This is a genomic window from Cognatilysobacter bugurensis, from assembly GCF_014652095.1.
GTDB classification, from domain to species: Bacteria; Pseudomonadota; Gammaproteobacteria; order Xanthomonadales; family Xanthomonadaceae; genus Cognatilysobacter; species Cognatilysobacter bugurensis.
In genome coordinates, this window is the sequence record NZ_BMYD01000001.1 from 1,512,690 (window position 1) to 1,536,744 (window position 24,055).

A 24,055-nucleotide genomic window follows, 5' to 3' on the forward strand; every position below is an offset into this window, starting at 1 on the left:
CGGAGCGGCTCTCGCCGTCCAGGAGCGCCGCCATGGCCGAAACCATTCGCCACGATCGAACCGCGCGCCAATTGCGGCTGCTTTCCGACGCGCTCGACAGCGGCCGCCTTGGCCCCGTGCGTCGCCTCGTCAACACGCTCTCGCCTGCCGAGATCGGCAACCTGCTCGAATCGCTGCCCCCGGGCAAGCGCGAAGTCGTCTGGGGCTTGGTCGACGCCGAGGACGACGGCGAAGTGCTGCTGCACGTCGGCGACGAGGTGCGTGAAAGCCTCATCGCCGACATGGACCCGGACGAGCTCGTCGCCGCGGTCGAAGACCTTGACATCGACGACCTCGCGGACCTGGTCGATGACCTGCCCGACACGGTCATCGACGAAGTGCTCAAGTCGATGGACCGCGAGAACCGCGAGCGGCTCGAGCAGGCGCTGAGCTATCCGGAAGACACCGCGGGTCGTCTGATGAATCCGGACGTGGTGACGGTGCGCGCCGACACGACGGTCGACGTCGTGCTGCGCTACCTGCGCCTGCGCGGCGAGCTGCCCGAGCACACCGACCACCTCTACGTCGTCAGCCGCCGCCACCAGTACCTCGGGCGCATCGCGCTTGCAGCGCTGCTCACGCACGAGCCCGGCGCGCCAATCAACAAGCTCATCGACGACGAGCAGCCTGCGATCGACGTCGGCGAGACCGACACCGAAGTCGCACGCCAGTTCGCCGACAACGATTGGATCAGCGCCCCCGTCGTCGACGAAAACAACATCCTGCTCGGCCGCATCACGATCGACGACGTCGTCGACATCATTCGTGACCAGGCCGAGCACCAGGCGCTGAGTGCGGCCGGCCTCGATGAGGACGAGGACCTCTTCTCGCCCGTGCATCGTGCGTTCCGCCGGCGCATGGTGTGGCTGGGCGTGAATCTCGGGACGGCGTTTCTAGCCACGACTGTGATCGACCGATTCAGTGAATCGATCGCCGAACTCGTCGCGCTCGCGATCTTGATGCCAATCGTCGCGGGAATGGGCGGCAACGCCGGCACGCAGGTGCTCGCGCTGATGGTGCGCGGCCTCGCGCTCGGTCAGGTTGGCGCATCGAACGCACGCATCCTGCTGTGGAAGGAACTGCGTGTCGCGCTGATCAATGGCCTCGGGCTGGGCACGGTGCTGGGGCTGATCGTCTGGGCGTGGTTCGGCCAGCCGATGCTCTCGCTCGTCATTGCCAGCGCCCTGACGATCAACCTGCTGTTTGCCGCTACCGCTGGCGTATTGGTCCCGCTCACCCTCAAGCGCCTCGGCTTCGACCCCGCGCTTGCGGGCGGCGTGATCCTCACTACCGTGACCGACACGATGGGCTTCCTGGTGTTCCTCGGCCTCGCGACGGTCATTCTGCTGGGTTGACTAGTTACCTGGCCCTCGGACGGACAGACGCCCAGGCCGGTCGACGATCGTCCAATGGTCGACGCCTATTCCGCAGTCGCATCGAGCACGTGGGCCAGGTGATCGGCCGGGTTCGCGACACTGCAGTTGCACGGCAGCGCGTGGCGCGGACGTCGGCGACGTCTTGGTGCGCAAGATGGTCGCGCCGGCCGAATTAGCGCAGCTGCAGAACGACCGCGCGCTCCTGGTCGTCACCACGCCGGGGCGATCGCTTACTTTGGTTGAAGGCTGGGAGCGCACCCGCGTTAGTCGATGTGCTCGACCCATCCCCAGTTCGCCATCACGCCTGCGATCTGGTCGCGGCTGCAGTGCAGATCCAGGCCGCCCCGCGCCAGCGGGCCGATCGACACCACTCCAGCCGGCAAGTGCGACACGTGTACGACAGCAAGGCGATGCACGGCGGTGCCAAGTCAAGCGTCTACCGCAGAGCGTGTGCGCTCAAATCCGATCGAGCGGGCTCAGCACCCCGCCTGCCCCGCGGTCGAGCACGTGCGTGTAGATCTGCGTCGTCTTCACGTCGCGATGGCCAAGCAGATCCTGCACTGTGCGGATGTCATAACCCGCTTCGAGCATGTGCGTTGCGAAGCTGTGCCGCAGCGTGTGTGCGCTCAGCGGCTTGACGATGCCGGCCGCGGTCCGCGCGCGCTTCAGTGCACGCGACAGCATGTCCGGGTCGAAGTGATGCCGCCGCTCGATGCCCGCATGCGGGTCGACGGAGCGTTTGACTGCGGGAAACACGTATTGCCACGCGAAATCAGTGCCCGCGTTCGTGTATTTGCGGGCAAGCGCATGCGGCAACCAGACCTGGCCAAAGCCGTCCGCGAGATCCGCCGCGTGCAGGACCCGAGCGCGCTCGATCTCCCGTTGCAGCGGTTCGAGCAGCGCACGCGGCAGCACCGTGCGCCGGTCCTTTCCGCCCTTGCCGTTCCGAATTGTCAGCTCGTGCCGCGCGAAATCGATGTCCTTGATCCGCAGCCTGAGACACTCCAGCAGCCGCATGCCGGTGCCGTAGAGCAAGCTCGCAAGCAGCCATGGGCGACCGTCCATTACCGCGAGCAGGCGGTTCACCTCGCTCACCGACAACACCGTCGGCACGCGCTGCGAACGCTTCGCGCGGACGACGTTCTCCATCCACGGCAGCTCCATCCGGAGCACGTCGCGATACAGAAACAACAGCGCCGATAGCGCCTGAGTCTGCGTACCCGCCGACACCTGCCCTTCGGTCGCCAAGGTCGTCAGGAATCGCTCCACCTCAGGGGCGCCGAGTTCCCGCGGATGCCGCCGCCCGTTCGCCAGCACGAAGCGTTTGATCCACGCGACGTAGGCCTGCTCCGTGCGGATGCTGAAGTGGCGGACGCGCACCCGTCGTCGCACCTCATCCAGCAGCCCCACGCCGCGCGGCGGCGCTCGCGATGCCGGGTCGGCTGAGGCGGGACGCCCGCTCGGGGAGCCCCGACCCGGAGTCCCGCCGCCCGGCATGCCGCGAGCTCGCGTGACCGTCGGACCCTGACGGCCGTCCGCCTCGACTGGCGCCTTCGCGTCCCGGTGACCCATAGCGGTGGCGGCGCGTGGCACTGACCGCAGCTCGGGAGTCTTCGTCAGCGGATCCAGGCCCGCCGGACCGACCGACGAATACGCACTCTCGTCCCGCTCTTCCTGAACCACAAGACGTAAGCAAACCCCGTTTCGCAGGACGTAACTCATACGCAGGCTCTTAGCGGGAACGAAACGAGCATCACATCGCCGTGCGCTGCCGTCGATCAGGTAAAGCATTGATCGAGCGTAGGAAAAATCTTGACCCACCGAAGGGCGCCGGCAACCATACGCTGCAACACCCCTCCTTTGGGGTCTACTTGTTGTTAGGGCTCACTATGGACAAGAACGCCACTCGAACCCTTAGGGAGCATCGCAAGCGCCTGCACGAGGCTGGCGAGAGAGCCTACGCGTACGAGATCGAACACGACCCGAAGAATAGGCTCTGCAAGACGCTGTGCCCTCACTTGCGGGCAGCTGGGTTTGATGTGACTCCAGCAGCAAAGAGAACTCAGTTAAAGCGGATCATTGGCCTGCTATTCGCGGCTCAGGATCATCGCCCGATGTTCCATGTGGAAGGAACCGAGCTTCCCCTTTGTTGGAACTCACCCAAAAATTGGGAGTTCGCCTACATCAAGTATGAATGGGGCCACGTGATGTCCCGAAACCAGAATGCGGCAAGTTGCCACAGTCTCGAAAACTTGGGGCTTTACTCGGCACGTTGCAATCAGCACATCCAAACGAGCCTAGATGTGCCGGAGCTCATGCAGTACGGCGGGATCATCGCGCAGAGAGTATCAATAGTTCTGACCAACCGGCGCAAGTTGTTCGCATCTCAGGCCTGGCAAGAAGCAGTATCTGCGTTGCGCGAGATAAGCCCTAACAATTCGTCCAAGCCGAACCCGCTTCGCGGGTCGGCTTAACTCAGGTGTTAGGCCGCAAGCATGAAGATCATTGGCGCCTTGCTCGCTGCATTACTGATCGGCTTTGGCATAAGGTCCATCTGGACCAGAACGTCGCCGTTGTGGTTTCTGCACCTGGACGAGTACTGGCCGGGAGACCAGTCTTGGGAGGCCTATCGGTGGGTGGCAGTGCTCCTGGGTCTGCTGCACGTCGGCGCAGGGGTGTGGATGCTGGTGGTAACGTTCGGTGAGTAGGTAGCGCAGGCATGCGGCCTAACAATTCGTCCAAGCCGACACCGCTTCATGGCTTCGTTGAAAGGTCAGGTCGCTCGTGCGACCAGCCGTCGGCGTCATCAGGCAGCGGCGCGGCTTAACTCAGGTGTTAGGCCGCAACCGTGCATCTAAGCAAGCCAACCAGTCCCACATTGCTGCTCTATGCAGTGCTTTCGCTCGCGATAAGCATCATCGCATTCTACTCGTGGGTCAGCTATTCCGGGCTGCCCGAGCTCAGCCAGCTTAAAATCGCAACAGGTCGGATTGTTTGGGTAGAAAAAGGGCGATACGGCATACGATTCGACCTGGAACGAGTCCCCGAGGACTTTAACTATGCTTCGAAGGGCGGCGCCGTAGACCGTGTTCATAGTGCTATCAACAGCGCAGTCGGCCAGCCTATAACCGTCTGGTTCGATCCGGCGCAGACGGTTGGGGCCCCTGGCACCGATGAAGAGTTCTATGAGGTCTACCAGCTCTCCGTGAGCGGGAGCGTCGTCCGCCCCTTGAAAGACGTGGAAGAGGCATGGGGCTCAGATATGAAGTTTGCACTTTGGCTTAGCGCCTTCTTCGCCCTAAACGGCGTGTTCTTGGGTATTCGCGCATGGAGGCCGTGTCATGCGGCCTAACAATTCGTCCAAGCCGAAACCGCTTCGCGGTTCGGCTTAACTCAGGTGTTAGGCGGCAGTGAGAGATCGCAGCGACTACAAAATGGCATTGGAGATTGTCGGCCGCTTGATCCGCGCGTGGGATCCTTACAGTCTCATTGCCGAAGGCGCCCCGGCGGACGAGTTCGGTGATGAGATCGCTAAGATTGTCGCTCGCATTCCTCGCTGTCGGGACGTCGAGGACGTCGCGAAGGCAATCTCTGCGGTGTTCTCAGATGCGTTCGAGCCCGGCGGGTTCTCGCCGGTCGACTGCTTTGAGCCCGCCCAGGAGATCTACATGGCGTTGGGCCGTGCAAAGCTGTTGCCTGCCGCCTAACAATTCGTCCAAGCCGAAACCGCTTCGCGGTTCGGCTTAACTCAGGTGTTAGGGCGCTCAGGAGAGAGTATGGATATCGTGCGGACTCTTGCGGTTCTTGCTCTCGCGCTCGCACCAGTTATCGCTGCAGCCGGCGGTTCTGCCATCCCACACAGGTTCCTTGGCGAGTGGAACCCCGATGTGTCCCAGTGCGGAAAAGGCACAGATGAGTCGCTCCTCTACATCGAGCCCCGCAGGGTCAGGTTTTGGGAGAGCTCGGGCCCGGTGAGAGCAGCAGTTGCACGCGGCCGGGAGCTGGCTCTCATTTTGGAGCTGTCCGGTGAGGGCGAGGTTTGGCTGTCGGCAACGCAGTTCGACCTGTCCCGTGACGGCAATGAATTGGTTTGGGAAACTACCTCTGGCGAGAAGTTCGTCCGCTTCCGTTGCCCCAGTGCGAAGGAGCGCCCTAACAATTCGTCCAAGCCGACGCCGCTTCGCGGCGCGGCTTAGCTCAGGTGTTAGGCGTCACAGTCACTGCAGGAGGTCGCGATGCTAGGAGATAAGCGCTATTGGTTCCCGGCTAAGACTTACGGCTGGGGCTGGGGCTTCCCTGTTGCGTGGCAGGGCTGGGTCGTCCTCGCCGCATATGTTGTCGGCATTGTCGCGCTGTCGGCCCGAGTGCCACCGGATGCCGAGCCAGTTCGCTACGCGGCGTACTTCACCTTGCTCACGCTGGCCCTGCTGGCGGTGTGCTGGCTAAAGGGCGAGCCTCCACGCTGGCGTTGGGGCGGCAGGTGACGCCTAACAGTTCGTCCAAGCCGACGCCGCTTCGCGGCGCGGCTTAACTCAGGTGTTAGGCGCCGCGGAGCCTTAGACAGATGCATTCGGTTGCTGGAATGACGGTTAACGAGCGACTCGCACACTTCAACCTGCTTCGAGAGTTCGACGCTGCAGTCGCGTCTCAAGACTTCGACGCGCTGGTTGTCGTGCTCGAGCAAGCACGCCTCGCTCCGCAACACGCCAGCCAATCGGCAGCGGCCATTCTGGGCTTGAGCGGCCCGGCCTCCGGGCAGCATCATGGCGCCTAACAAATCGTCCAAGCCGACACCGCTTCGTGGCTTCGTCGAAAGGTCCGGCTGCTCAAGCAGCCGGACTTCGGCAACACCCGGCAGCGGTTCGGCTTAACTCAGGTGTTAGAGGATGCACCAACAAATGAGCGACCGGAAAGTCGTCTGCCGTACACATGGACACGTACGCAAGGATTACGTATGCGATCACCTGTGTGCTACCCCGAAAGACGGGAGCGCACCGCTTGTCTAGCACCGCGATAACGAAGGTTCGGACTAAGAAGGCGAGTCGGTAGGCGACTGCTCGCGTGAGCGCTGTGACGCAATGCCCAACGAGTCGGGAAGTGGACAGCGGCCTCAGAGGAAGCTGCGGATATCCACATGGTGTGCGAGTTCTACCTCACGGCTGTACTGGGCCGCACGATCGCTGACACCCTCTGACGGCTGGCGCAAGCCACGACCATTTCGCGGCTCGGCTTAGCTCGGGCGTTAGGCGCTGGCCGGGGTGGCCTGCGCAGATGGACGACAGGGAAGTTGACAGGATTGCACGCGCCGTTTTCGACTTTGACTAAGGGGCTCGCAGGAATCTCTGCCATAAGATAGCGGCAGAAGCTCGTGGAACGGCAGTTTTCGCAGAAGACTCTTCCACTCGCTCAGCTATTATTGCGGCGGTCGCACGGTCCGTACGCGACCGGTTCTCCAGAAGGGTCATCTCGCCGGCTTGGCAGGGGCCGTGATGGGCTGGGCATTCAACGACGGTCGGCGAAGTAGGTTGCGGAGACTAACAATTCATCCAAGCTGACCTCGCGGCGCCGCTCGGGTCAGACGCTACTTCATACACGGGGTTTGATCATGACCAATCGTCCTTGCGCGGCATTCGCCGCAGCACTCGTGTCGGCAGTGTGCCTGCCGGTCTTTGCCCAGGATGCGTCTCGCGACGAGGCCGCAAATGAAGAACTTCTGGAGGAGTCCATACACTGGGATGAAGCACCGAAGTTCAAACGAGCAAGGGGGTTGCCTCCACTTTTTCCGATGTCGTACATCCACGGCCATAAGTCGGGCTGGGCGGTGATGACCTACACTGTCGGGGTGGATGGGAAAGCCCGAAACGTGGTGCTTGAATCGTCGTCCGACAGCAAGTTCGGTAAGCATGTGGCAGCAGCCATTCAAGTCTGGCCTCATTTTCCAGCGGTGAAGGATGGAACGCGAGTTGAGGCAACCGTCACTCGCCGGTTTGAACTGGAGTTCTAATGGGGCCCAACAAGTCGGCCAAACATGCGCGGTTTCGGGACCGGGTCCGAGTCAACTCGCGGGCGGTGCTGGAATGTCTAGACGCGCGAACAGGGTCGGGCACCCGTGGCTGAGGCGGCCCCCGCTAACCTAATAGCGACTTCGAAACGCTGGATCGGCGGATAGAGCGTTGATCGCTCCATTAGCCACATGCCGTGCTGCGCTCGCCGGCTGCGGCCTTGAGCTGTTTTTTAGCTAAGCTTGGATGTGTCGCGTGCATCCGCCGACCATCGTAGACATAGCGGCCGACTACCGCGGGGCGGACAGAGCCGTGGCTGCCGGAAGAGTTGGTCGCGCAGCGATCGACCCGTCGACGCATGCGGTTGATCGATCTCGGCAGTGCTTCGGGAGCGATCGGTGGAGCAGCTGCTACTGCATGCACGGACCATCATGCTATGCGGTGCCCAGATCACACGGCTGCTTAGGCACAAGGTTCGACGAGCGCCTAAGTAGATGAGGTCTCCGATCGCGAGCCCTGGCGGCTTGCCAACGGCAGGTATTCCCGGACTCCACCGGGGAGCCGCGGCCGGCTGATCTTCGACCGGGACCGCCGGCAGGCGTGCGGCCATGGACGAAACAGTGGCGCAGCCGAGCTTCGGTGGCTGCGCACCTCAACCCACTTCTGTGAGTCGCGTTTCTATGACGCGCGCCGACCCAGCAACCGCTCAAGCACCGCCGCTCGCACGGCCACGCCATTGGCAACCTGGCGCAGGATCAGCGACTGGGGACCGTCCGCGACGTCGTCGGTGATTTCGACGCCGCGATTGATGGGCCCCGGGTGCAGCACAACGGCATCGGGCGCGGCGCGCTGCAGGCGGCTCCGGGTGAGCCCATAGTCGCGGTGGTAATTCTCGAGCGAATCTACGAGGCCTTCCTCCATTCGCTCGCGCTGCAGGCGCAGCATCATTACCGCGTCGACACCGTCCAGTGCTTCATCGAGGTCGTCCGTGACCGTGCAGCCTCGGAGGGTGCCGTCATCAGGCAGCAGCGTTCGCGGGCCGCATGCGCGGATGTCGATGTCATCGCCGCCGAGCGTGCGAAGCGCATGCAGGTCGGAGCGCGCGACACGCGAGTGTTTGACGTCGCCGACAATCGCGACCTTGAGCCGGTCGAATGCATCGCCCTTGGCCTGGCGCAGCGTGAGCATGTCGAGCAGTCCCTGCGTGGGATGCGCGCTGCGCCCGTCCCCTGCGTTGACGAGTGCCGTGCCGGCCGCAGCCTCGCGCGCAAGGGAGGCAACCGCGCCGTCGTCGTGGTGGCGCACGATGAAACCGCGTACGCCCATCGCCTCGAGGTTGCGCATGGTGTCAAGCGCCGTCTCCCCCTTGCGGGCCGACGAGGTGGAGACGTCGAAGTTGAGGACGTCCGCTCCGAGCCGCTGGGCGGCGAGCTGGAAGCTCATTCGCGTCCTGGTCGAGGGCTCGAAGAAGAGCGTGCAGACCGCCGTCCCGGCGAGCGCGGCGCGGTCCCCACCGACGTCCGCGAAGTGCTGGGCGCGGTCGAGCAACTCGACGAGCGCCGCGCGCGGAAGTCCTTCGAGTGTGAGCAGGTGGTCCATGAAAATGTCCGGAAAGTGAGTTCGTCAGGACGGACGCGACACGGCGAGCGGCGTCGCATCGTCAGGCGCTGCGAGCCAGCGTTCGACGATGATCGCGGCCGCGACGGCGTCCAGCGCGTCGGCGTCGCGCCGGCGCTTGCGGCCGTCTGCGCGCTCGCCGGCGAAGCGCTGGGCCGCTTCGATCGAACTCGCGCGCTCGTCGACGAGTACGACCGGGAGCTTGTAGCGCTCGTGCAGCATCCGCGCGAATGCGTGCGCGCGCTTGCGGGCAGGCTGGTCGCCGCCGTCGAGCGTGAGCGGGTCGCCCACGATGAAGCCGGCCGGTCGCCATTCCTTGTGCAGGCGATCGATCGCGTCCCAACTCGGGCGGTCCTGATGCACGTCGACCACCGCGATCGCACGCGCACCGTGCCCGAACGGGCTGCCGACCGCCACACCGATGCGACGCGCGCCGACATCGAAGCCCAGCACGGTGCCATCGCGTCGGATTTCGTGCGGTGCGTCGCTCATGCGTGGCCCGTGTAGTCGGCCAGGTGGATGAAGTTGACGCCGATGCGGCCCGCGGCGGCGTGCCAGCGCGTATCGAGCGGCAACGCGAAGACGAGCTCATGATCGGACGGCGCGGTGAGCCAGCTGTTTTCCACGAGCTCCTCCTCGAGCTGCCCCGTGCCCCACCCGGCGCAGCCGAGTGCGACGATCGCATTCGCGGGGCCCTCGCCCTGCGCCATCGATTCGAGGATGTCCCGAGACGTCGTGAGGTACAGCCCTTCGGCGATCCGCAGCGACGAGTCCCAGTGCAGCCCCCCGTCGTGGACGACGAAGCCGCGCTCGGGATGCATCGGGCCACCCGCCAGAACGGGCTGGCTGCGCAGATGCGCGTCACCGCCGTCGAAGCCGACTTGCGACAGCACATCGCCGAGCGTGTATTCGGACGGGCGGTTGATCACGATGCCCAGGGCGCCATCGCCGTCGTGCTGGCAGATCAGTGCGACGGCGCGCTCAAAGCGCGCATCCGACATCGTGGGCAGGGCGATCAGCAGCTGGTTCTGGAGAGGCGTCGACTCGATCGGCATGGGCGCATTCTAGCGGCCGCGGCGTGAGCCGGCTGCGCGGGCATGCCCGGGCCCGCGCCGGAAACGAAGAAGGGGCGGTCACCCGCCCCTTCGTCCGAAGTCCGCTGGCCCGCGGTCAGCGCGCCTCGAACACCTCGACCCCGTCGAGGCCTGCCGCGAGCGTCTTCGCATCGCCGCCCTGCGCGAGCTTGATGCGCAGGCGCACCTCGTTCTGCGAGTCGGCGTAACGCAGCGCATCCTCGTAGGCGATCTCGCCGGCCTGATAGAGCTCGAACAGCGCCTGGTCGAAGGTCTTCATGCCGAGGTTGGTCGACTCCTTCATGACCTCCTTCAGCTTGTGGATCTCGCCATCGCGGATGTAGTCCTGCACCAGCGGCGTGCCCAGCAGGACCTCCATCGCGACGCGCCGGCCCTTGCCGTCCGGCGTCGGGATCAGCTGCTGCGCGACCACGCCCTTGAGGTTGAGCGAGAGGTCCATCAGCAGCTGGTGGCGGCGGTCTTCCGGGAAGAAGTTGATGATGCGGTCCATCGCCTGGTTTGCGTTGTTCGCATGCAGCGTGCACAGCACCAGGTGGCCGGTCTCGGCGAACGCGATCGCATGGTCCATGCCTTCGCGGGTGCGGACCTCGCCGATCATGATCACGTCAGGCGCCTGTCGCAGCGTGTTCTTGAGCGCGGCCTCCCAGCTGTCGGTGTCGATTCCGACCTCGCGCTGGGTGATGATGCAGCCCTCGTGCTTGTGCACGAATTCGATCGGGTCTTCGATCGTGATGATGTGGCCGGTCGAGTTCTGGTTGCGGTAGCCGATCATCGCGGCGAGCGAGGTCGACTTGCCGGTGCCGGTTGCGCCAACAAAGATGATGACGCCGCGCTTGGTCATCGCGAGCGTCTTGAGGATCGGCGGCAGCTGCAGTTCGTCGAGGGTCGGGATCTTGCTCTCGATGCGACGCAGCACCATGCCGACCTGGTTGCGCTGGTAGAAGCACGAGACGCGGAAGCGGCCGACGCCCGCCAGACCGATCGCGAAGTTGCACTCGTGGGTCTTTTCGAACTCCTCGCGCTGCGGCGGGGTCATCACGTTGAGCACGAGATCGCGCGACTGCTGCGGCGTGAGCGGGCTTTGCGTGATCGGCGAGATCTTGCCGTGGACCTTCATCGACGGCGGCATGCCGGCGGTGATGAACAGGTCGGACGCCTTCTGCTGCGCCATCAGTTTGAGGAACGAGGTGAAATCGATGCCGGTGCCGGCCGGGGCGGTGCTCATGGGGGATGCGCCTTGGGAACCGTGGAAGGGAAGCGCGACGCGGACGCCGCGCGGACCGTCGCATCATCGGGCGAGCCGGCGCCACCGAACGCGCGCCGGGTCCCGATTCCGCGAACGCGGCCGATCAGTCGAACAGCCGCTTGTCCTTCGCGTACTCGCGCGCCTGCGGCTTGAGGATGAGACCTCGCTTGACGAGGTCCTGCAGGTGCTGGTCGAGCGTCTGCATGCCGTACTGCTGGCCGGTCTGGATCGACGAGTACATCTGCGCGACCTTGTCCTCACGGATGAGGTTACGGATCGCCGGGATGCCGACCATGATTTCCCAGGCCGCGGTGCGGCCGCCGCCGACCTTCTTGAGCAACGACTGGCTGATCACCGCGCGCAGCGACTCGGACAGCATCGAGCGCACCATCGGCTTTTCGCCGGCGGGGAACACGTCGATGATGCGGTCGACCGTCTTCGCGGCGCTGGAGGTGTGCAGCGTGCCGAACACGAGGTGGCCGGTTTCCGCGGCGGTCAGCGCGAGGCGGATCGTCTCGAGGTCACGAAGCTCGCCGACGAGGATGTAGTCGGGGTCTTCGCGCAGCGCCGAACGGAGCGCCTCGTTGAAGCCGTGCGTGTCGCGGTGCACTTCGCGCTGGTTGATCAGGCACTTCTGCGAGGTGTGCACGAACTCGATCGGGTCCTCGACGGAGAGGATGTGCCCGTACTCGTTCTTGTTGATGTGGTCGATCATCGCCGCGAGCGTGGTCGACTTGCCCGAGCCGGTCGGGCCGGTGACGAGGATCAGGCCCTGCGGCTGGTTGATCAGCTCGCGGAAGATCGGCGGGCAGCCGAGCGTGTCGAGCGTGAGCACTTCGGACGGAATCGTACGGAACACCGCACCGGCGCCGCGGTTCTGGTTGAACGCGTTGACGCGGAAGCGCGCGAGGCCCGGGATCTCGAACGAGAAGTCGACTTCGAGGAACTCCTCGTAATCGCGGCGCTGCTTGTCCGACATGATGTCGTAGACGAGCGAGTGCACCTGCTTGTGGTCGAGCGCCGGGATGTTGATGCGACGGACGTCGCCGTCCACGCGGATCATTGGCGGCAAGCCGGCCGACAGGTGAAGGTCGGAGGCCTTGTTCTTGACCGAGAATGCCAACAGTTCGGCGATATCCATGAGCGTGCTCCCCGCACTCCCGTGCAGCTGAATGTGGAACGGATGATCCCCTGCGCGGCAGTATAGCCACCGACCTGCGCCATCGATCCGGCGCGCCTGCACAGGTTTTTCCCCGTGACGACTGCCCTCGACGAGGTTCTGGACCGCCTAGATACCGCAGCGCGGCAGGCGCGTCAGCCGCAACCGCGCCTGCTGGCCGTATCCAAGTTCCAACCTGCGACCGCGATCGCACAACTGGCGGCACTGGGCCAGCGTGCGTTCGGCGAAAACTACGTGCAGGAGGCGGCGGGCAAGCGGGCCGAGCTGACCAGGCTGGACCTGGAGTGGCACCTGATCGGCCACCTGCAGACGAACAAGGCCCGCGAGGCGGCGATGCTGTTCGACTGGGTGCAGACGGTCGACCGACCCCGGATCGTCGATGCCCTCGGCCGGCACCGCCCGAACGACCTGCCGCCGCTGCAGGTGCTGATCCAGGTCAATGTGGACGACGAGGCGAGCAAGCACGGCTGCGCGCCGGAAGACGTCGAAGCACTGGCCGCCCGGATCCACGGGCACGAGCGCCTTGTGCTGCGCGGCCTGATGGCGATCCCGACGCCGCACCCGGATCCGGAGCAACGGAGGCCCGCGTTTGCCCGCATGCACGGGCTGTTCGACGCATTGCGCGGGCATCACCCGGCCGTGGATACGCTCTCGATGGGCATGAGCGACGACTGCGCGGTCGCGATTTCCGAGGGCGCCACGATGGTGCGCATCGGCACTGCGCTGTTCGGCGCGCGGCCGCCGCGACCGGCGGACCGCGCGTGAGCCCGCGCCCCCACTTTATTCACGGACCGACATGACCGACACCGCTGCCCCATCCCTCCCCGGCCCCATCGCCTTCATTGGCGGCGGCAACATGGCACGCAGCCTGATCGGCGGCCTGGTCGCACGCGGCATGGCAGCCGATGCGATCCGCGTGGCCGAGCCCGTGGCCGAACTGCGCGACGCGCTTGATCGCGACTTCGGCGTGCGCACGTTCGCGCGCGCGGAGGAGGCCGCGGACGGCGCGACGTGCTGGATGCTCGCGGTCAAACCGCAGGTCATGCGCACGGTGTGCGAAGCGCTTGCACCGATCGCCGGAACGCAGACGCCGCTCGTCGTGTCGGTCGCCGCGGGCATCACCGCCGCACAGCTCCAGCGTTGGCTCGGCGACGATGCCGGCCGGCTGGCTGTCGTGCGCGCGATGCCGAACACGCCGGCACTGCTCGGCGTCGGCGTGACCGGGTTGTTCGCAAGCGGCGCCGTCGATTCCGGCCAACGCGACGCCGCATCGCGGTTGCTCGATGCCGCAGGCCCGACCGTGTGGATCGACGACGAAACACGGATGGACGCGGTCACCGCGGTGTCCGGCAGCGGCCCGGCGTACGTCTTCTTGCTCGCCGAGGCGATGCAGCAGGCGGGCGTGGCCCAGGGCCTGCCTCCCGAGACCGCCCGCGCGCTGGTGCAGCAGACGCTGCTGGGCGCGGCGACGATGCTGGTGCAGCTCGACGACCCGGCCGACGTGCTGCGCACGCGCGTGACCTCCCCCGGCGGCACCACGCAGGCCGCGATCGAAACCTTCGAAGCCGGCGGCTTCCGCGATCTAGTCGACCGCGCGATTGCCGCCGCCACCCAACGCGGCCGCGCGCTGTCGGCCGCAAACGACTGAGGTGTTCATGACCCGTTCCCCTGCCCTTTCCACTTCCCTGCCCCGCGCCGGCCTCGTCGCGGCGCTCGCGCTCCTGCTCGCCGCCTGCGGCGCGGACGAGTCCCCCACCGCAGCCGTGAACGCCAACCCGGCTGACCCGTTCTCCGGCTCCCCCGTAGGCGTCGCCCAGGTCCCCGGCAGCACCCAGCAAGTGGAGACCCGCATCGGCGAGACCACCGTGTATGCGGTTGCGATGCCGACCACGTCGGTGCCGGTCGAAGTCGCGCGCGAGCACGGCATCGAACGTCGCGAAGACCTCGTGATGCTTCGTGTGTCGGGCCGGCGCGGCGAGGTTGGCAACCTGACCTCGGTGCCGCTCAAGGTGCAGGCGACCGCAACTGATCTGCGCGGCCAGGTCACGACCCTCACGATGGAGGAACGCCCGACCGCGGGCCTCGTCGATTACGTCGGCGCCGTCGACGCGGACCTGCCCGACACGCTGCGCTTCGACATCCGCGTGACCACGCCGGATGGCGCGAGCGAGACGATGCAGCTGACCCGCGAGGTATCGGCCGCTCCGGGGCCGGCGGGCCAGCCCTGACCCGGGCGCCGCCCTCGCGCGGATGCGGGGGCGGTGATCAGTCGTGCGGAGATGACCGATTCGGCGCGCGCGCCTTGCTCACGCGTGGCGGCGCGCCCAGGCGTCGATCACACGCGAAAGCGCCTGCACACCGTCGGTCAGCGCGGCGGGGCCGGGCTGCAGGATCAGCGGCGATTTGATTTCGTGCAGCTCGCCGTCGCGCACGGCCGGGATCGCGTCCCAGCCCGGCCGCGCCGCGACCTTCTCGGGGCGGAACTTCTTGCCGCACCACGAGCCGAAGATGATGTCGGGCGCACGCGGCACGACCGGATCGGTCGTCGCGAGGATGCGGTTTTTCGCGAGCGATTCGTTTGCGAGCTCGGGAAACACGTCGTCGCCGCCGGCGATACGCATGAGCTCGACGACCCAGCGGATGCCGGTGATCAGCGGCTCGTCCCACTCTTCGAAATAGACCTTCGGCCGCCGCGGCAGCGTGGCCGCCTGCGCTTCGATGGCATCGAGCCCGCGCTGCAGTTCGTCGGCATACGCATTGGCCTGGTCGGCGACGCCGACGAGTGCGCCGAGCCGGCGGATGTAATCGAGGATGCCGGGGACGCTGCGGTGGTTGCTGATCCACACCTCGACGCCGTGACGGATCAATGCGGACGCAATGTCGGCCTGGATGTCGGAAAACCCGACCACGAAGTCCGGCTCGAGCCGCAGGATCTCGTCGATCTTCGCGCTCGTGAACGCGCTGACCTTGGGCTTTTCCTTGCGCGCGATCGCGGGGCGCACGGTGAAACCGCTGATGCCGACGATGCGGTGCTGCTGCCCGAGGGCGTACAGCGTCTCGGTCGGCTCTTCGGTGAGGCAGACGATGCGCTGCGGGCCGACCGCGCCCGCCGTGACCGGCGGGGCGGCGCTATCGGCCGCGTGCGCCGCCGTCGAACGCGCGACGTCGGAATCGGGCGCCGTCACGGATAGAGCATCCGCTTCGACCACGCGCCGGTGAGGTCGCCCTCGTACAGCCAGCGCTCGTGCAGCCGGTATGCGGCGCCGAACCAGAACTCGATGCGCTCGGGCTTCACGCGCAGGCCCGTCCAGCGCAGCGGGCGCGGCACGTCGCGGCCGTCGAACTCGCGCTCGACGTGCGCCAGGCGTTCGACGAACGCATCCGGCGACTCGAGCGTCTCCGACTGCTTCGACGCCCACGCACCGAGCTGGCTGCCGCGCGGGCGACTGGCGAAGTACGCGTCGGCCTCGTCGTCGGAGACGGTCTCGACCGCGCCTTCGATGCGCACCTGGATGCCTTCACGCACACGCGGCCAATGGAACAGCAGCGCGGCGTGCGGGTTGGCCTGCAGGTCACGCCCCTTGCGGCCGTCGAGATGCGTGTAGAACACGAAGCCGCGCGCGTCGTGCGCCTTGAGCAGCACCATGCGCACGGACGGGCGGGCGTCCAGGCCGGCGGTGGCCACCGCCATCGCGGTGGGATCGGGCTCGCCGGCAATGCGCGCTTCTTCGAACAGCGCGTCGAACGTGGCGAGGGCGTCGTCGAGCAGGGCAGTCGTCATGTGCGCATTGTGGCGCTGCACGCGCATGGATGCATGCACGCCGCGAGCGGTTGCTAGCATGCGGGCATGGATGGTTCCCGCCCGCTCGTACTCGTCGGCCCGATGGGCGCCGGCAAGAGCACCGTTGGCCGATGCCTTGCACAGCGCCTGGGGCGTGCGTTCGTCGACCTCGACGCCGAGATCGAACAACGCGCTCAGACGACGGTCGCGCGGATCTTCGAGCGCGACGGTGAGCCGGCGTTCCGGGCGCTGGAGCGCGACACCCTCGCGCAGCAGCTCGACGCTCGGGCATGCGTGATCGCGACCGGCGGCGGCGCGGTGCTCGATCCGGTTTCGCGCGATCGCCTGCGCGAGTGCGCGGACGTGGTGCACCTGCATGCGGGCGTCGACGCGCAACTGCGGCGGCTCGAGGGCGACGCGACCCGGCCCTTGCTCGCGCGCGGTGACCGCGCCGCCGTGCTGCATGCGCTCGCCCTGCAGCGCGCGCCGCTGTACCGCGAGGTCGCGTCGATGTCGATCGACACCGACATGCTGGACGCCGACGCGGTCGTCGACCGCATTCTTGCTTCCCTCCCCCGCACGGAGCCCCTCCCGCCATGACTTCTCCGCTCAGCGTCGACGTTGGCGGCAACGCCGCCTACCGCATCTCGATCGGCCCGGACCTGCGCCACGACGGCACTCTGCTCGCGCACACGCTGCGGGGCCGCCACGCGCTCGTCGTCAGCGACGCGCATGTCGAACCGCTGTACGCAACCGACGTGGTGGATGCGCTGCACGCGGCGAAGCCTGGGCTGTCGATCGACCGCTTCGTACTGCCGCCGGGCGAGCACGAAAAGACGCTCGCGCGCTTCGGCGAGTGCCTGGATGCGCTGGCGCGCCTCGGTGCGACCCGCGACGCGACCGTCTACGCGCTCGGCGGCGGCGTCGTCGGCGACCTGGCCGGGTTCGCGGCCGCATGCTGGATGCGCGGCATCGACGTGGTGCAGCTTCCGACCACGCTGCTGGCGATGGTCGACTCGTCCGTCGGCGGCAAGACCGCGGTCGACCTGCCGGCGGGCAAGAACCTCGTCGGTGCATTTCACCCGCCGCGCGCGGTCATCGCCGACACCGCCACGCTGCGCACGTTGCCCGAGCGTGAACTGCGCGCGGGCCTGGCCGAGGTGGTGAAGTACGGCGCGATCTTCGACATCGCGTTCCTCGACTGGCTCGAGCAGCAGGCCGAAGCGCTGCTGGCTCGGGACGACGCCGCGCTTGCGGAGGCGATAGCGCGCTCGTGTGCCTACAAGGCGGGCGTCGTCGCGCGCGATCCGTTCGAACGCGGCGACCGCGCGATGCTCAACTTCGGGCACACGTTCGGCCATGCGATCGAGACCGAGCAGGGCTACACCGGCACGCTCGGCGACGGGCTCAACCACGGCGAGGCGGTGTCGGTCGGCATGGTCCTCGCGGCGCGGCTGTCGACCGCGCTCGGGCTTGCGCCGCAGGTCGACGAGGACCGCCTGTGCGTCCTGCTCGCGCGCCTGGGCTTGCCGGTCACGCTGCCGCACGGGCTGGAGCCCCATGCGCTCGTCGCGCGCATGCGCCTGGACAAGAAGGCCGACGCGCAGGGCCTGCGGTTGATCCTCTGGGAAGGCGCGGGCGAAGCGCGGATCGTGCCCGGCGTCGACGAGGATGCGGTGCGCGCGGTGCTCGCCGCCGTCTGAACGACAGCGGCACGGCGCATCGACACGGCGCACGGCCCTTCGCGGCGACGGATGCAACACAGCCGCTACAATCCGCGCCCATGCGATTGCTCCTGCAACAACGACCCGAAGGCACTGAAGCCCCGCGCTTCGTGCAGCTCATGCTCCAGGCCGACCTGCTCGGCGGATGGACGCTCATCTGTGAGAGTGGGCAGATCGGGGGTCGCAGCACCGTGCGACGCGATCAGCACCTCGACCGCGACGCCGCGTTCCGCGCGCTGGAACAGGCCCGGGACCGTCACCTCAAGCGCGGCTACCAGCTGATGTTCGCGCAGGGCGAGGCTGGGCGCTGATGAGTTGCCATCAGGCAACTCATGCCCAGCCGAGCGCCACGCCGAGCAGGCGTGGCCGGATCGAAGTGGGGCGCTGATGAGTTGCCATCAGGCAACTCATGCCCGGCCGAGCGCCACGCCGAGCAGGCGTGGCCGGATCGAAGTGGGCCGCTGATGCACTGCCAAGCAGGCAATGCATGGCCCGCTGAGCGCCCGACCGAACAGGTCGGGCCGGACCGAGGTCGCGCGCTAACGAGTTGCCATCCGGCAGGTCATGTCCGACCGAGCGCCACGCCGGATAGGCGTCGCCGGACCGAAGCGGGCCGGTGATGCACTGTCGATCAGGCAACGCGCGTGCCGCCGGCCTCCAGGCTGAACGCGGCCGACCCAGCCGAACCCTCCCACTCGCCGCCGCCCTGCGGCCGGACCGCCCACCTCCCCGCAGTCGCGCTGCCGCGCGGCTTGAACACACCGCGGCCTGACGCCCTGCGTCCCGCATTTTCCGAGATCCGCATGTCGACGCCCCTCAAGAACGACCGATTCCTGCGCGCACTCCGGCGCGAGCCCGTCGACCGCACGCCCGTGTGGCTCATGCGACAGGCCGGCCGTTACCTGCCCGAGTACCGCGCGACCCGCGCGCAGGCCGGCAGCTTCCTCACCCTCGCGAAGAACCCCGAACTCGCCTGCGAAGTGACGCTGCAGCCGCTGCGCCGTTTCCCGCTCGACGCCGCAATCCTGTTCTCCGACATCCTCACCGTGCCTGACGCGATGGGGCTCGGCCTGTATTTCGCCGACGGCGAAGGCCCGAAGTTCGAGCGGCCGATCCGCTCCACCGCCGATATCGACCGCCTCGCCGTGCCCGACATGGACGGCGAGCTGCGCTACGTGATGGACGCGGTGCGCACGATCCGCCGCGAGCTCGACGGCTCAGTGCCGCTGATCGGTTTTTCCGGCAGTCCGTGGACGCTCGCCTGCTACATGGTCGAGGGCAGCGGCAGCAAGGACTTCGCGCGCGTCAAATCGCTCGCGCTCAACGACCCGGCCGCGATGCACCGGCTGCTCGAGGTGACCACCGACGCGGTCATCGCATACCTGGCCGCGCAACACCAGGCCGGCGCGCAGGCGCTGCAGGTGTTCGACACCTGGGGCGGCGTGTTGTCGCCGTCGATGTATCGCGAGTTCTCGCTGCGTTACCTGGAGCGCATCGCGGCGGAACTGCCGCGCGGCGACGGGGCCGAGCGCGCTCCGCTGATCCTGTTCGGCAAGGGCAATGACCCGTATCTCGAAGCGCTTGCCGCCAGCGGCGCGGAAGGCGTGGGCGTGGACTGGACGGTCGAACTCGGCGAGGCCGTGAGGCGGACCGGTGGGCGCGTCGCGATCCAAGGCAACCTAGATCCGGTCACGCTGTACGCGCAGCCCGATGCGATCGCCCGCGAAGTCGGCCGCGCGCTCGACAGCTACCGCGACGGCAACGGCGGCTCGCGCGAGGGGCACGTGTTCAACCTGGGCCACGGCCTGTCTCCGGACATGAATCCGGAGCACGTGGGCGCCCTCGTCGAGGCCGTGCACCGCCTCAGCGCGCGCTGAGGAACGCGGGCGCTGCCACGGCAGCGTACCGGCGGGCCTTCGAAGCTGGGTCCGCCGGGTGCCAGTTCCGGGCGCGTTGCTCAACGTGTGCTCACCGATGCCGCTCCCGCCCGTCAATTCGCTCCTGCGCGCGCGGCGGTCACGGCCTGCGTGCACTGAGCCTCCGTCGACGGACGGCCTGCACGCGACGACCGGTCACGGCGTCGCGGAGCGCTCGGTGTCCACACCGCGCCCCATGACGTCGCAGATCACGGCCGCCAGCATGGCGCGCGTCGCGGGCTTGCGCATGAAACGGTCAAACCCGGCGGCGTGCGATTCCTGCTCGGCCGCCGCATCCGCCCGCGCTGTCAGTGCGATCAGCGGCATCCCATGGCCGAGGACTCGCAGCTGCCGCGCCAGGGCGCAGCCGTCCAGGCCCGGCAGGTCGAGATCCAGCACCGCAAGGTCGAACGCGGCGCTGGCCGCCTCCGTCAGTGCGGCCAAGCCGTGCGCAGCATGCGTAACCACGTGGCCATCCGCGCGAAGCAGACCGGCCACGACCTCCGCGACCATCGGCTCGTCCTCCACGAGCAGGATGCGCCACGTGGGGCTCTGCGCTGACGCTGCATCCGGTGAGCCCCGGCTCACGGCTAGCGGCGTCACCGGAATCGTTGTGAACGCTCGCGCGGCCACTCCCGCATCGACCCCCGACCGCGCCGGTGCTGCCCCACGACGCGCCCCATCGGGACCGGATGAATCGGACCAAAAGCCCGCCGGTACGTCGGAAACGCCTGCCGTTGCAGCCCCCACTGCGCCCTGCGGCGCAGCGCCCGCCGCCGAGCTGCCCACAGCGTCGCCGGGCCCGCCGCGGGCCTCGCCCGACACAGCCGACGCTTCGTCGAAAACGATCTTCAAAGGCAGCTCCACGTCAAAACGCGTGCCGCGCCCGACAACACTGTCGACGGTGATCGCGCCGCGCATCGCCTGGGTGAGCTCCTCGCAGATCGCGAGGCCGAGACCGCTGCCGCCGAACCGCTGCGCGCTGTCGGCACTCGCCTCGAAGCGACGGAACAGGCGTGCACGCTGGACCTCGTCGATACCCGGGCCGGTGTCCTCGACCGTGAATCGCAGACCCGACGCACCCACGGCGACGCGCAGTGCGATGCGTCCGTGGGCGGTGAACTTCACCGCGTTGCCGACCAGATTGAGCAGCACCTGGCGCACTCGATCGGCGTCGCCGCGCACGCGCGCCGGGAGGTCGCCCGCGATATCGAGCTCGAACGCAACACCGCGGCGTTCTGCAAGGGGCGCCATCAGCGCGGCTACGTCGCGCGAGAGCGTCGCGGGATCGAACGGCGCGTCGGCGAGCTCCAGCTTTCCGGCCTCGGCACGCGCCAGGTCGAGCGCGCCGTTGACGAGGCGCAGCAGGTGTTCGCCCGCGCCGTGGATCGCGACTGCGTAATCGCGCTGGCGGGGCGACAGCTGCGTGTCGAGCAGCAATTCGCTCATGCCGAGCACGCCCGTCATCGGCGTGCGCACCTCGTGGCCGAGCGTGGCCAGGAAGCGGCTCTTCGCCAGGGACGCTTCGTGGGCGAGCTCGCGTTCGCGCTCGCTGCGGCGCCATGCGTCCCGGCGACGTGCGCGTTCGCGCAACGCACGCGCGAACACGAATGTGAGCGCTCCGCACGCCAGGATCAGGGCCACGAGCGCCGCCGACGTGCGCCACCACGGTGCACGCACCACGAGCGGCACCGTACGCTCGACGGCCGGGTTGCCCGCGGCATCCACGGCGCGCGCGTGCAGCGTGTAGTGACCCGCCGGCAAGTTCGCGAACACGCGCTCGCCGGCGTCATGCCCACTGTGCTCAACCCAACGTCGGTCGTAGCCGTCGAGGCGGGTGAAATAGCGATTTCCGCGCGGATTCTCGAATGCGAGCAGGCGCAGCTGCACACGCAACTCCCGATCGTTCGGCGCGAGCGCGGGCAGCGCGGCATCGAGCGCGTGCCAGCGGCCTTCGCGCCGCGTCTCGATGCGGTCCACATGCAGCGCCGGCCGACGCGGCGGCGGGTCCGGGGCGCGGGTATCGAGCTGCACGACGCCGCCGTCCGCGAGCGTCGCGTGCAACACACCGTCGCGGGTCAGCACGATTGCCCGGTCGTTGAACTCCTGACTGGTCAGTCCGTCGCCGAGACCGAAGCGGCGTGTCGTGCGCGTGCGCGGGTCGAATCGGTACAGCCCGCGCCGGCTTGCGAGCCAGACCAGGCCGGCACCGTCCACGGCCAGGCCCGAGGCCTCGACCGCGGGGATGCCGTCGGCCGCAGCGGCTTGGAGAGTGGGACGCCATTGGGCGCCGTCGAAGCGGTATCGCGCGAGGCCCGAGAGACGCTGCACCCATAGCGCGCCATCTCGCTCGAACACGAATGCATGGACGCGATCGCCGGTCGGCAGGCCCGGCGGCATGACGAAGCGCCGCGACGCGGCGTCCCACACGGCGATGCCGTCGCCGCCGGCCACCCACACGCGACCTTCGGAATCCACGCGCAGCAATTCGAGGTCGCCGACGCCCAGCCCGTGCTTGGGGCCGGCCGGGATCGTGTCGAGCACACGTCCGCTCGCCGCGTCGCGGCGTTGCACACCGGCGCCCGAGAACGAGATCCAGAGATCGCCGTTCGGCGCCTGGGAGATGAATTCGGCTTGACCACCGAGCAGCGGATCCACGCCCTCCTGCGTCCAGCGCCGCACCTCGCCATTGGGATCGACGCGGATGAGTGCGGTGCGCGCGCCGAGCCAGAGGCGGCCGTCGCGGTCTTCGAACACGCTGACCAGCCGGGCCGCGTCGAACTGCGCGAGCGCCGATGCCGGCAATGGGTGCACGGTGCCATCATGCGCCAGACGCTCGACCTCGCCCCGGCTGCCGGCCAACCACACGCCGCCGGCTCGCGCCGGCGCGACCGCCGGGTAGAGCTCGGCGCGCAGGCCGCCCTCGCTGCGCGCGTGCTGCGACATGCGCTGCCAGTCCGGCCGCAGGTAGCCAAGCCCCGCCCCGGACACCGGCAGCCACAAGCCTCCAGCGGGCTCCCGCAGCATCTGCAGCATCGCCAGCGGCGGACCGTGCGTGCCGATCGGTACCGGATGCGGGACTTCACCGGGCAGCACGCGCCACAGGTCGCGCCGTGCGGCCAGCCACAGGCGGCCGTCGGGCTCGGTGTCGACCGCGAATACGGCGTTTGGATGCGCAAACATCGCCGACCAGGCCGGCACATGCCACGCGCCGTCGGCGCCGAGCCGCATCAGGCCCGTCGCGGCGCTGACCCAGATGCTGTCGCCGTCGCGCGTGAGCGAGTAGATCGCAGGCGCCGCGTTCTCTCCCGGCAGCGCGACCCGCTCGAAATCGCGCCCGGTCCAGCGCGCGAGCCCGGCCGTCGTGCCCACCCACAACCGCCCGCGGGCGTCGAACACGAGGGTGAAAACGGTGGCGGCGGGCAAGCTGCGCGCATCACCCTCACGCGGCATGTAGCGCGCGATGCGACCGTCGCGATCGAGACGGTGCAGCCCGCCTTCATAGGTACCAAACCACAGCGCATCACGCTCGCCGGCGATCGCCCACACGTCGTCACTGCCGATCGCCGGATGCGTGGCGCGCGTGTAGTGCTGCAGCCGCGTGCGCGTGGCGTCGAGCACGCTGAGCCCGCGGCCTTCGATCGAGGCCCACACGCGGTCATCGGCGTCGACGTGCACATAGGCGATCGCGTTGCCGGGCAAGGAGCCCGGATCGCCGGGCCGGTGCCGCCACACGCGCATGTCGATGCCGTCGTAGCGGGCCAGGCCGTCGTTCGTCGCGACCCACACGTAACCCGCGCGATCGCGCGCGAGCCCGGTGATGTGGCTCGACGGCAGTCCGTCCTCGACGCCGACGATGCGCAGGCGCGGCGACTCGGGCACGGCCGCGTGTGCGCCGCCGGCCAGACCCACGGCGAGCACGAGCGCCCGCCACCCGCGTCCCAGGTCCGATCCCTTCATCTGCATTCCCTTGCGCGCGCCGCTGGGCGCGCTCCCCGCCGGCATCCTCGCAACGACGCATCCCGCCCGCAAGCCGCCACGCGCGCGCCGCATTGCCTACCATGGGGCTGACCCCGAGGA

General features: G+C 67.7%; 25 protein-coding genes. 15 read left to right on the top strand and 10 right to left on the bottom strand.

The features are described from left to right. The first annotated feature begins 32 nt into the window (after positions 1-32). Positions 33-1,394 carry a magnesium transporter gene (mgtE, locus tag IE075_RS06860; RefSeq protein ID WP_189454544.1) on the top strand — a complete coding sequence of 454 codons (1,362 nt, stop codon included), beginning with the start codon at positions 33-35 and terminating at the stop codon, positions 1,392-1,394. A 284-nt stretch (positions 1,395-1,678) separates the two neighbouring features. Here mgtE and IE075_RS15615 read toward each other — a convergent pair whose 3' ends face one another. Then, a complete protein-coding gene (locus IE075_RS15615; protein ID WP_229792350.1) occupies positions 1,679-1,831 on the bottom strand; it encodes a hypothetical protein in 153 nt (50 codons plus the stop codon). 40 nt (positions 1,832-1,871) lie between these two features. Then, positions 1,872-2,819: an integron integrase gene (locus tag IE075_RS06865; RefSeq protein ID WP_229792391.1), complete on the bottom strand. Its 948-nt coding sequence runs from the start codon at positions 2,817-2,819 to the stop codon at positions 1,872-1,874. A 485-nt stretch (positions 2,820-3,304) separates the two neighbouring features. Here IE075_RS06865 and IE075_RS06870 point away from each other — a divergent pair, with 485 nt between their 5' ends. The 7 genes from IE075_RS06870 (at position 3,305) to IE075_RS06900 (ending at position 7,419) form a co-directional block, all read left to right on the top strand. Further along, a complete protein-coding gene (locus tag IE075_RS06870) occupies positions 3,305-3,889 on the top strand; it encodes a hypothetical protein (RefSeq protein ID WP_189454546.1) in 585 nt (194 codons plus the stop codon). Positions 3,890-3,910: 21 nt separating this feature from the next. Continuing rightward, on the top strand, positions 3,911-4,123 hold the full coding sequence (locus IE075_RS06875; protein ID WP_189454548.1) for a hypothetical protein: 213 nt from the start codon (positions 3,911-3,913) through the stop codon (positions 4,121-4,123). Positions 4,124-4,293: 170 nt separating this feature from the next. Continuing rightward, positions 4,294-4,767: a hypothetical protein gene (locus IE075_RS06880; RefSeq protein WP_189454550.1), complete on the top strand. Its 474-nt coding sequence runs from the start codon at positions 4,294-4,296 to the stop codon at positions 4,765-4,767. An 82-nt stretch (positions 4,768-4,849) separates the two neighbouring features. Then, positions 4,850-5,122, top strand: coding sequence for a DUF1871 family protein (locus IE075_RS06885; RefSeq protein ID WP_189454552.1), 273 nt, complete (start codon positions 4,850-4,852; stop codon positions 5,120-5,122). A gap of 528 nt (positions 5,123-5,650) precedes the next feature. Beyond that, on the top strand, positions 5,651-5,899 hold the full coding sequence (locus IE075_RS06890) for a hypothetical protein (RefSeq protein WP_189454554.1): 249 nt from the start codon (positions 5,651-5,653) through the stop codon (positions 5,897-5,899). 80 nt (positions 5,900-5,979) lie between these two features. Then, entirely contained in the window at positions 5,980-6,189 is a 210-nt protein-coding gene (locus tag IE075_RS06895; protein WP_189454555.1) for a hypothetical protein, read from the top strand. Between the two features lie 831 nt (positions 6,190-7,020). Continuing rightward, complete coding sequence (locus IE075_RS06900) at positions 7,021-7,419, top strand: energy transducer TonB (RefSeq protein ID WP_189454557.1); 399 nt, start codon at positions 7,021-7,023, stop codon at positions 7,417-7,419. Between the two features lie 676 nt (positions 7,420-8,095). Here IE075_RS06900 and IE075_RS06905 read toward each other — a convergent pair. The 5 genes from IE075_RS06905 to IE075_RS06925 form a co-directional block, all read right to left on the bottom strand. Beyond that, on the bottom strand, positions 8,096-9,016 hold the full coding sequence (locus tag IE075_RS06905; RefSeq protein WP_189454559.1) for an aspartate carbamoyltransferase catalytic subunit: 921 nt from the start codon (positions 9,014-9,016) through the stop codon (positions 8,096-8,098). Positions 9,017-9,040: 24 nt separating this feature from the next. Then, a complete protein-coding gene (gene ruvX, locus IE075_RS06910; RefSeq protein ID WP_189454561.1) occupies positions 9,041-9,526 on the bottom strand; it encodes a Holliday junction resolvase RuvX in 486 nt (161 codons plus the stop codon). Continuing rightward, positions 9,523-10,089 carry a YqgE/AlgH family protein gene (locus IE075_RS06915; protein ID WP_189454563.1) on the bottom strand — a complete coding sequence of 189 codons (567 nt, stop codon included), beginning with the start codon at positions 10,087-10,089 and terminating at the stop codon, positions 9,523-9,525. Before IE075_RS06915 ends, ruvX begins: the two co-directional genes overlap by 4 nt. Positions 10,090-10,204: 115 nt before the next feature. After that, entirely contained in the window at positions 10,205-11,353 is a 1,149-nt protein-coding gene (locus IE075_RS06920) for a PilT/PilU family type 4a pilus ATPase (protein ID WP_189454565.1), read from the bottom strand. 124 nt (positions 11,354-11,477) lie between these two features. Then, a complete protein-coding gene (locus IE075_RS06925; protein WP_189454567.1) occupies positions 11,478-12,515 on the bottom strand; it encodes a type IV pilus twitching motility protein PilT in 1,038 nt (345 codons plus the stop codon). 114 nt (positions 12,516-12,629) lie between these two features. Here IE075_RS06925 and IE075_RS06930 point away from each other — a divergent pair, with 114 nt between their 5' ends. From IE075_RS06930 to IE075_RS06940, 3 genes are read left to right on the top strand one after another with little or no spacing between them, the layout of a single operon-like run. Then, a complete protein-coding gene (locus IE075_RS06930; RefSeq protein WP_189454569.1) occupies positions 12,630-13,319 on the top strand; it encodes a YggS family pyridoxal phosphate-dependent enzyme in 690 nt (229 codons plus the stop codon). Between the two features lie 31 nt (positions 13,320-13,350). Beyond that, positions 13,351-14,202 carry a pyrroline-5-carboxylate reductase gene (proC, locus tag IE075_RS06935; protein ID WP_189454571.1) on the top strand — a complete coding sequence of 284 codons (852 nt, stop codon included), beginning with the start codon at positions 13,351-13,353 and terminating at the stop codon, positions 14,200-14,202. 7 nt (positions 14,203-14,209) lie between these two features. Beyond that, on the top strand, positions 14,210-14,782 hold the full coding sequence (locus IE075_RS06940; protein ID WP_189454573.1) for a DUF4426 domain-containing protein: 573 nt from the start codon (positions 14,210-14,212) through the stop codon (positions 14,780-14,782). A 78-nt stretch (positions 14,783-14,860) separates the two neighbouring features. On the opposite strand, the gene IE075_RS06945 is transcribed toward IE075_RS06940, so the two are convergent. After that, positions 14,861-15,640: an ABC transporter substrate-binding protein gene (locus IE075_RS06945; RefSeq protein ID WP_229792392.1), complete on the bottom strand. Its 780-nt coding sequence runs from the start codon at positions 15,638-15,640 to the stop codon at positions 14,861-14,863. Between the two features lie 95 nt (positions 15,641-15,735). Continuing rightward, positions 15,736-16,335: a pyridoxamine 5'-phosphate oxidase gene (gene pdxH, locus IE075_RS06950; RefSeq protein ID WP_229792351.1), complete on the bottom strand. Its 600-nt coding sequence runs from the start codon at positions 16,333-16,335 to the stop codon at positions 15,736-15,738. A gap of 66 nt (positions 16,336-16,401) precedes the next feature. Between pdxH and IE075_RS06955 the strand changes: the two genes are divergently transcribed. The 4 genes from IE075_RS06955 (at position 16,402) to hemE (ending at position 19,936) form a co-directional block, all read left to right on the top strand. Continuing rightward, positions 16,402-16,935 carry a shikimate kinase gene (locus IE075_RS06955; protein ID WP_189454577.1) on the top strand — a complete coding sequence of 178 codons (534 nt, stop codon included), beginning with the start codon at positions 16,402-16,404 and terminating at the stop codon, positions 16,933-16,935. Further along, positions 16,932-18,038 carry a 3-dehydroquinate synthase gene (gene aroB, locus IE075_RS06960; protein WP_189454579.1) on the top strand — a complete coding sequence of 369 codons (1,107 nt, stop codon included), beginning with the start codon at positions 16,932-16,934 and terminating at the stop codon, positions 18,036-18,038. The genes IE075_RS06955 and aroB overlap by 4 nt, the downstream gene beginning before the upstream one ends. 80 nt (positions 18,039-18,118) lie before the next feature. Beyond that, the gene (locus IE075_RS06965; protein ID WP_189454581.1) at positions 18,119-18,370 is read left to right on the top strand and encodes a WGR domain-containing protein; all 252 of its coding nucleotides are present in this window, start codon (positions 18,119-18,121) and stop codon (positions 18,368-18,370) included. 492 nt (positions 18,371-18,862) lie between these two features. Beyond that, complete coding sequence (hemE, locus tag IE075_RS06970; RefSeq protein WP_189454583.1) at positions 18,863-19,936, top strand: uroporphyrinogen decarboxylase; 1,074 nt, start codon at positions 18,863-18,865, stop codon at positions 19,934-19,936. Between the two features lie 195 nt (positions 19,937-20,131). Here the strand turns inward: hemE and IE075_RS06975 are convergent, their stop codons facing one another. After that, entirely contained in the window at positions 20,132-23,935 is a 3,804-nt protein-coding gene (locus tag IE075_RS06975; RefSeq protein WP_189454585.1) for a hybrid sensor histidine kinase/response regulator, read from the bottom strand. Positions 23,936-24,055: the final 120 nt, after the last annotated feature.

Bases quoted from the DNA above. Each gene is read 5' to 3' on its own strand.
- IE075_RS06915 (WP_189454563.1), bottom strand. From the start codon at position 10,089: ATGCCGATCGAGTCGACGCCTCTCCAGAACCAGCTGCTGATCGCCCTG.
- IE075_RS06890 (WP_189454554.1), top strand. From the start codon at position 5,651: ATGCTAGGAGATAAGCGCTATTGGTTCCCGGCTAAGACTTACGGCTGG.
- IE075_RS06975 (WP_189454585.1), bottom strand. From the start codon at position 23,935: ATGAAGGGATCGGACCTGGGACGCGGGTGGCGGGCGCTCGTGCTCGCC.
- IE075_RS06885 (WP_189454552.1), top strand. From the start codon at position 4,850: ATGGCATTGGAGATTGTCGGCCGCTTGATCCGCGCGTGGGATCCTTAC.
- aroB (WP_189454579.1), top strand. From the start codon at position 16,932: ATGACTTCTCCGCTCAGCGTCGACGTTGGCGGCAACGCCGCCTACCGC.
- IE075_RS06905 (WP_189454559.1), bottom strand. From the start codon at position 9,016: ATGGACCACCTGCTCACACTCGAAGGACTTCCGCGCGCGGCGCTCGTC.
- proC (WP_189454571.1), top strand. From the start codon at position 13,351: ATGACCGACACCGCTGCCCCATCCCTCCCCGGCCCCATCGCCTTCATT.
- IE075_RS06870 (WP_189454546.1), top strand. From the start codon at position 3,305: ATGGACAAGAACGCCACTCGAACCCTTAGGGAGCATCGCAAGCGCCTG.
- IE075_RS06925 (WP_189454567.1), bottom strand. From the start codon at position 12,515: ATGGATATCGCCGAACTGTTGGCATTCTCGGTCAAGAACAAGGCCTCC.
- IE075_RS06895 (WP_189454555.1), top strand. From the start codon at position 5,980: ATGCATTCGGTTGCTGGAATGACGGTTAACGAGCGACTCGCACACTTC.
- pdxH (WP_229792351.1), bottom strand. From the start codon at position 16,335: ATGACGACTGCCCTGCTCGACGACGCCCTCGCCACGTTCGACGCGCTG.
- IE075_RS06965 (WP_189454581.1), top strand. From the start codon at position 18,119: ATGCGATTGCTCCTGCAACAACGACCCGAAGGCACTGAAGCCCCGCGC.
- ruvX (WP_189454561.1), bottom strand. From the start codon at position 9,526: ATGAGCGACGCACCGCACGAAATCCGACGCGATGGCACCGTGCTGGGC.
- IE075_RS06875 (WP_189454548.1), top strand. From the start codon at position 3,911: ATGAAGATCATTGGCGCCTTGCTCGCTGCATTACTGATCGGCTTTGGC.
- mgtE (WP_189454544.1), top strand. From the start codon at position 33: ATGGCCGAAACCATTCGCCACGATCGAACCGCGCGCCAATTGCGGCTG.
- IE075_RS06940 (WP_189454573.1), top strand. From the start codon at position 14,210: ATGACCCGTTCCCCTGCCCTTTCCACTTCCCTGCCCCGCGCCGGCCTC.
- IE075_RS06920 (WP_189454565.1), bottom strand. From the start codon at position 11,353: ATGAGCACCGCCCCGGCCGGCACCGGCATCGATTTCACCTCGTTCCTC.
- IE075_RS06955 (WP_189454577.1), top strand. From the start codon at position 16,402: ATGGATGGTTCCCGCCCGCTCGTACTCGTCGGCCCGATGGGCGCCGGC.
- IE075_RS06900 (WP_189454557.1), top strand. From the start codon at position 7,021: ATGACCAATCGTCCTTGCGCGGCATTCGCCGCAGCACTCGTGTCGGCA.
- hemE (WP_189454583.1), top strand. From the start codon at position 18,863: ATGTCGACGCCCCTCAAGAACGACCGATTCCTGCGCGCACTCCGGCGC.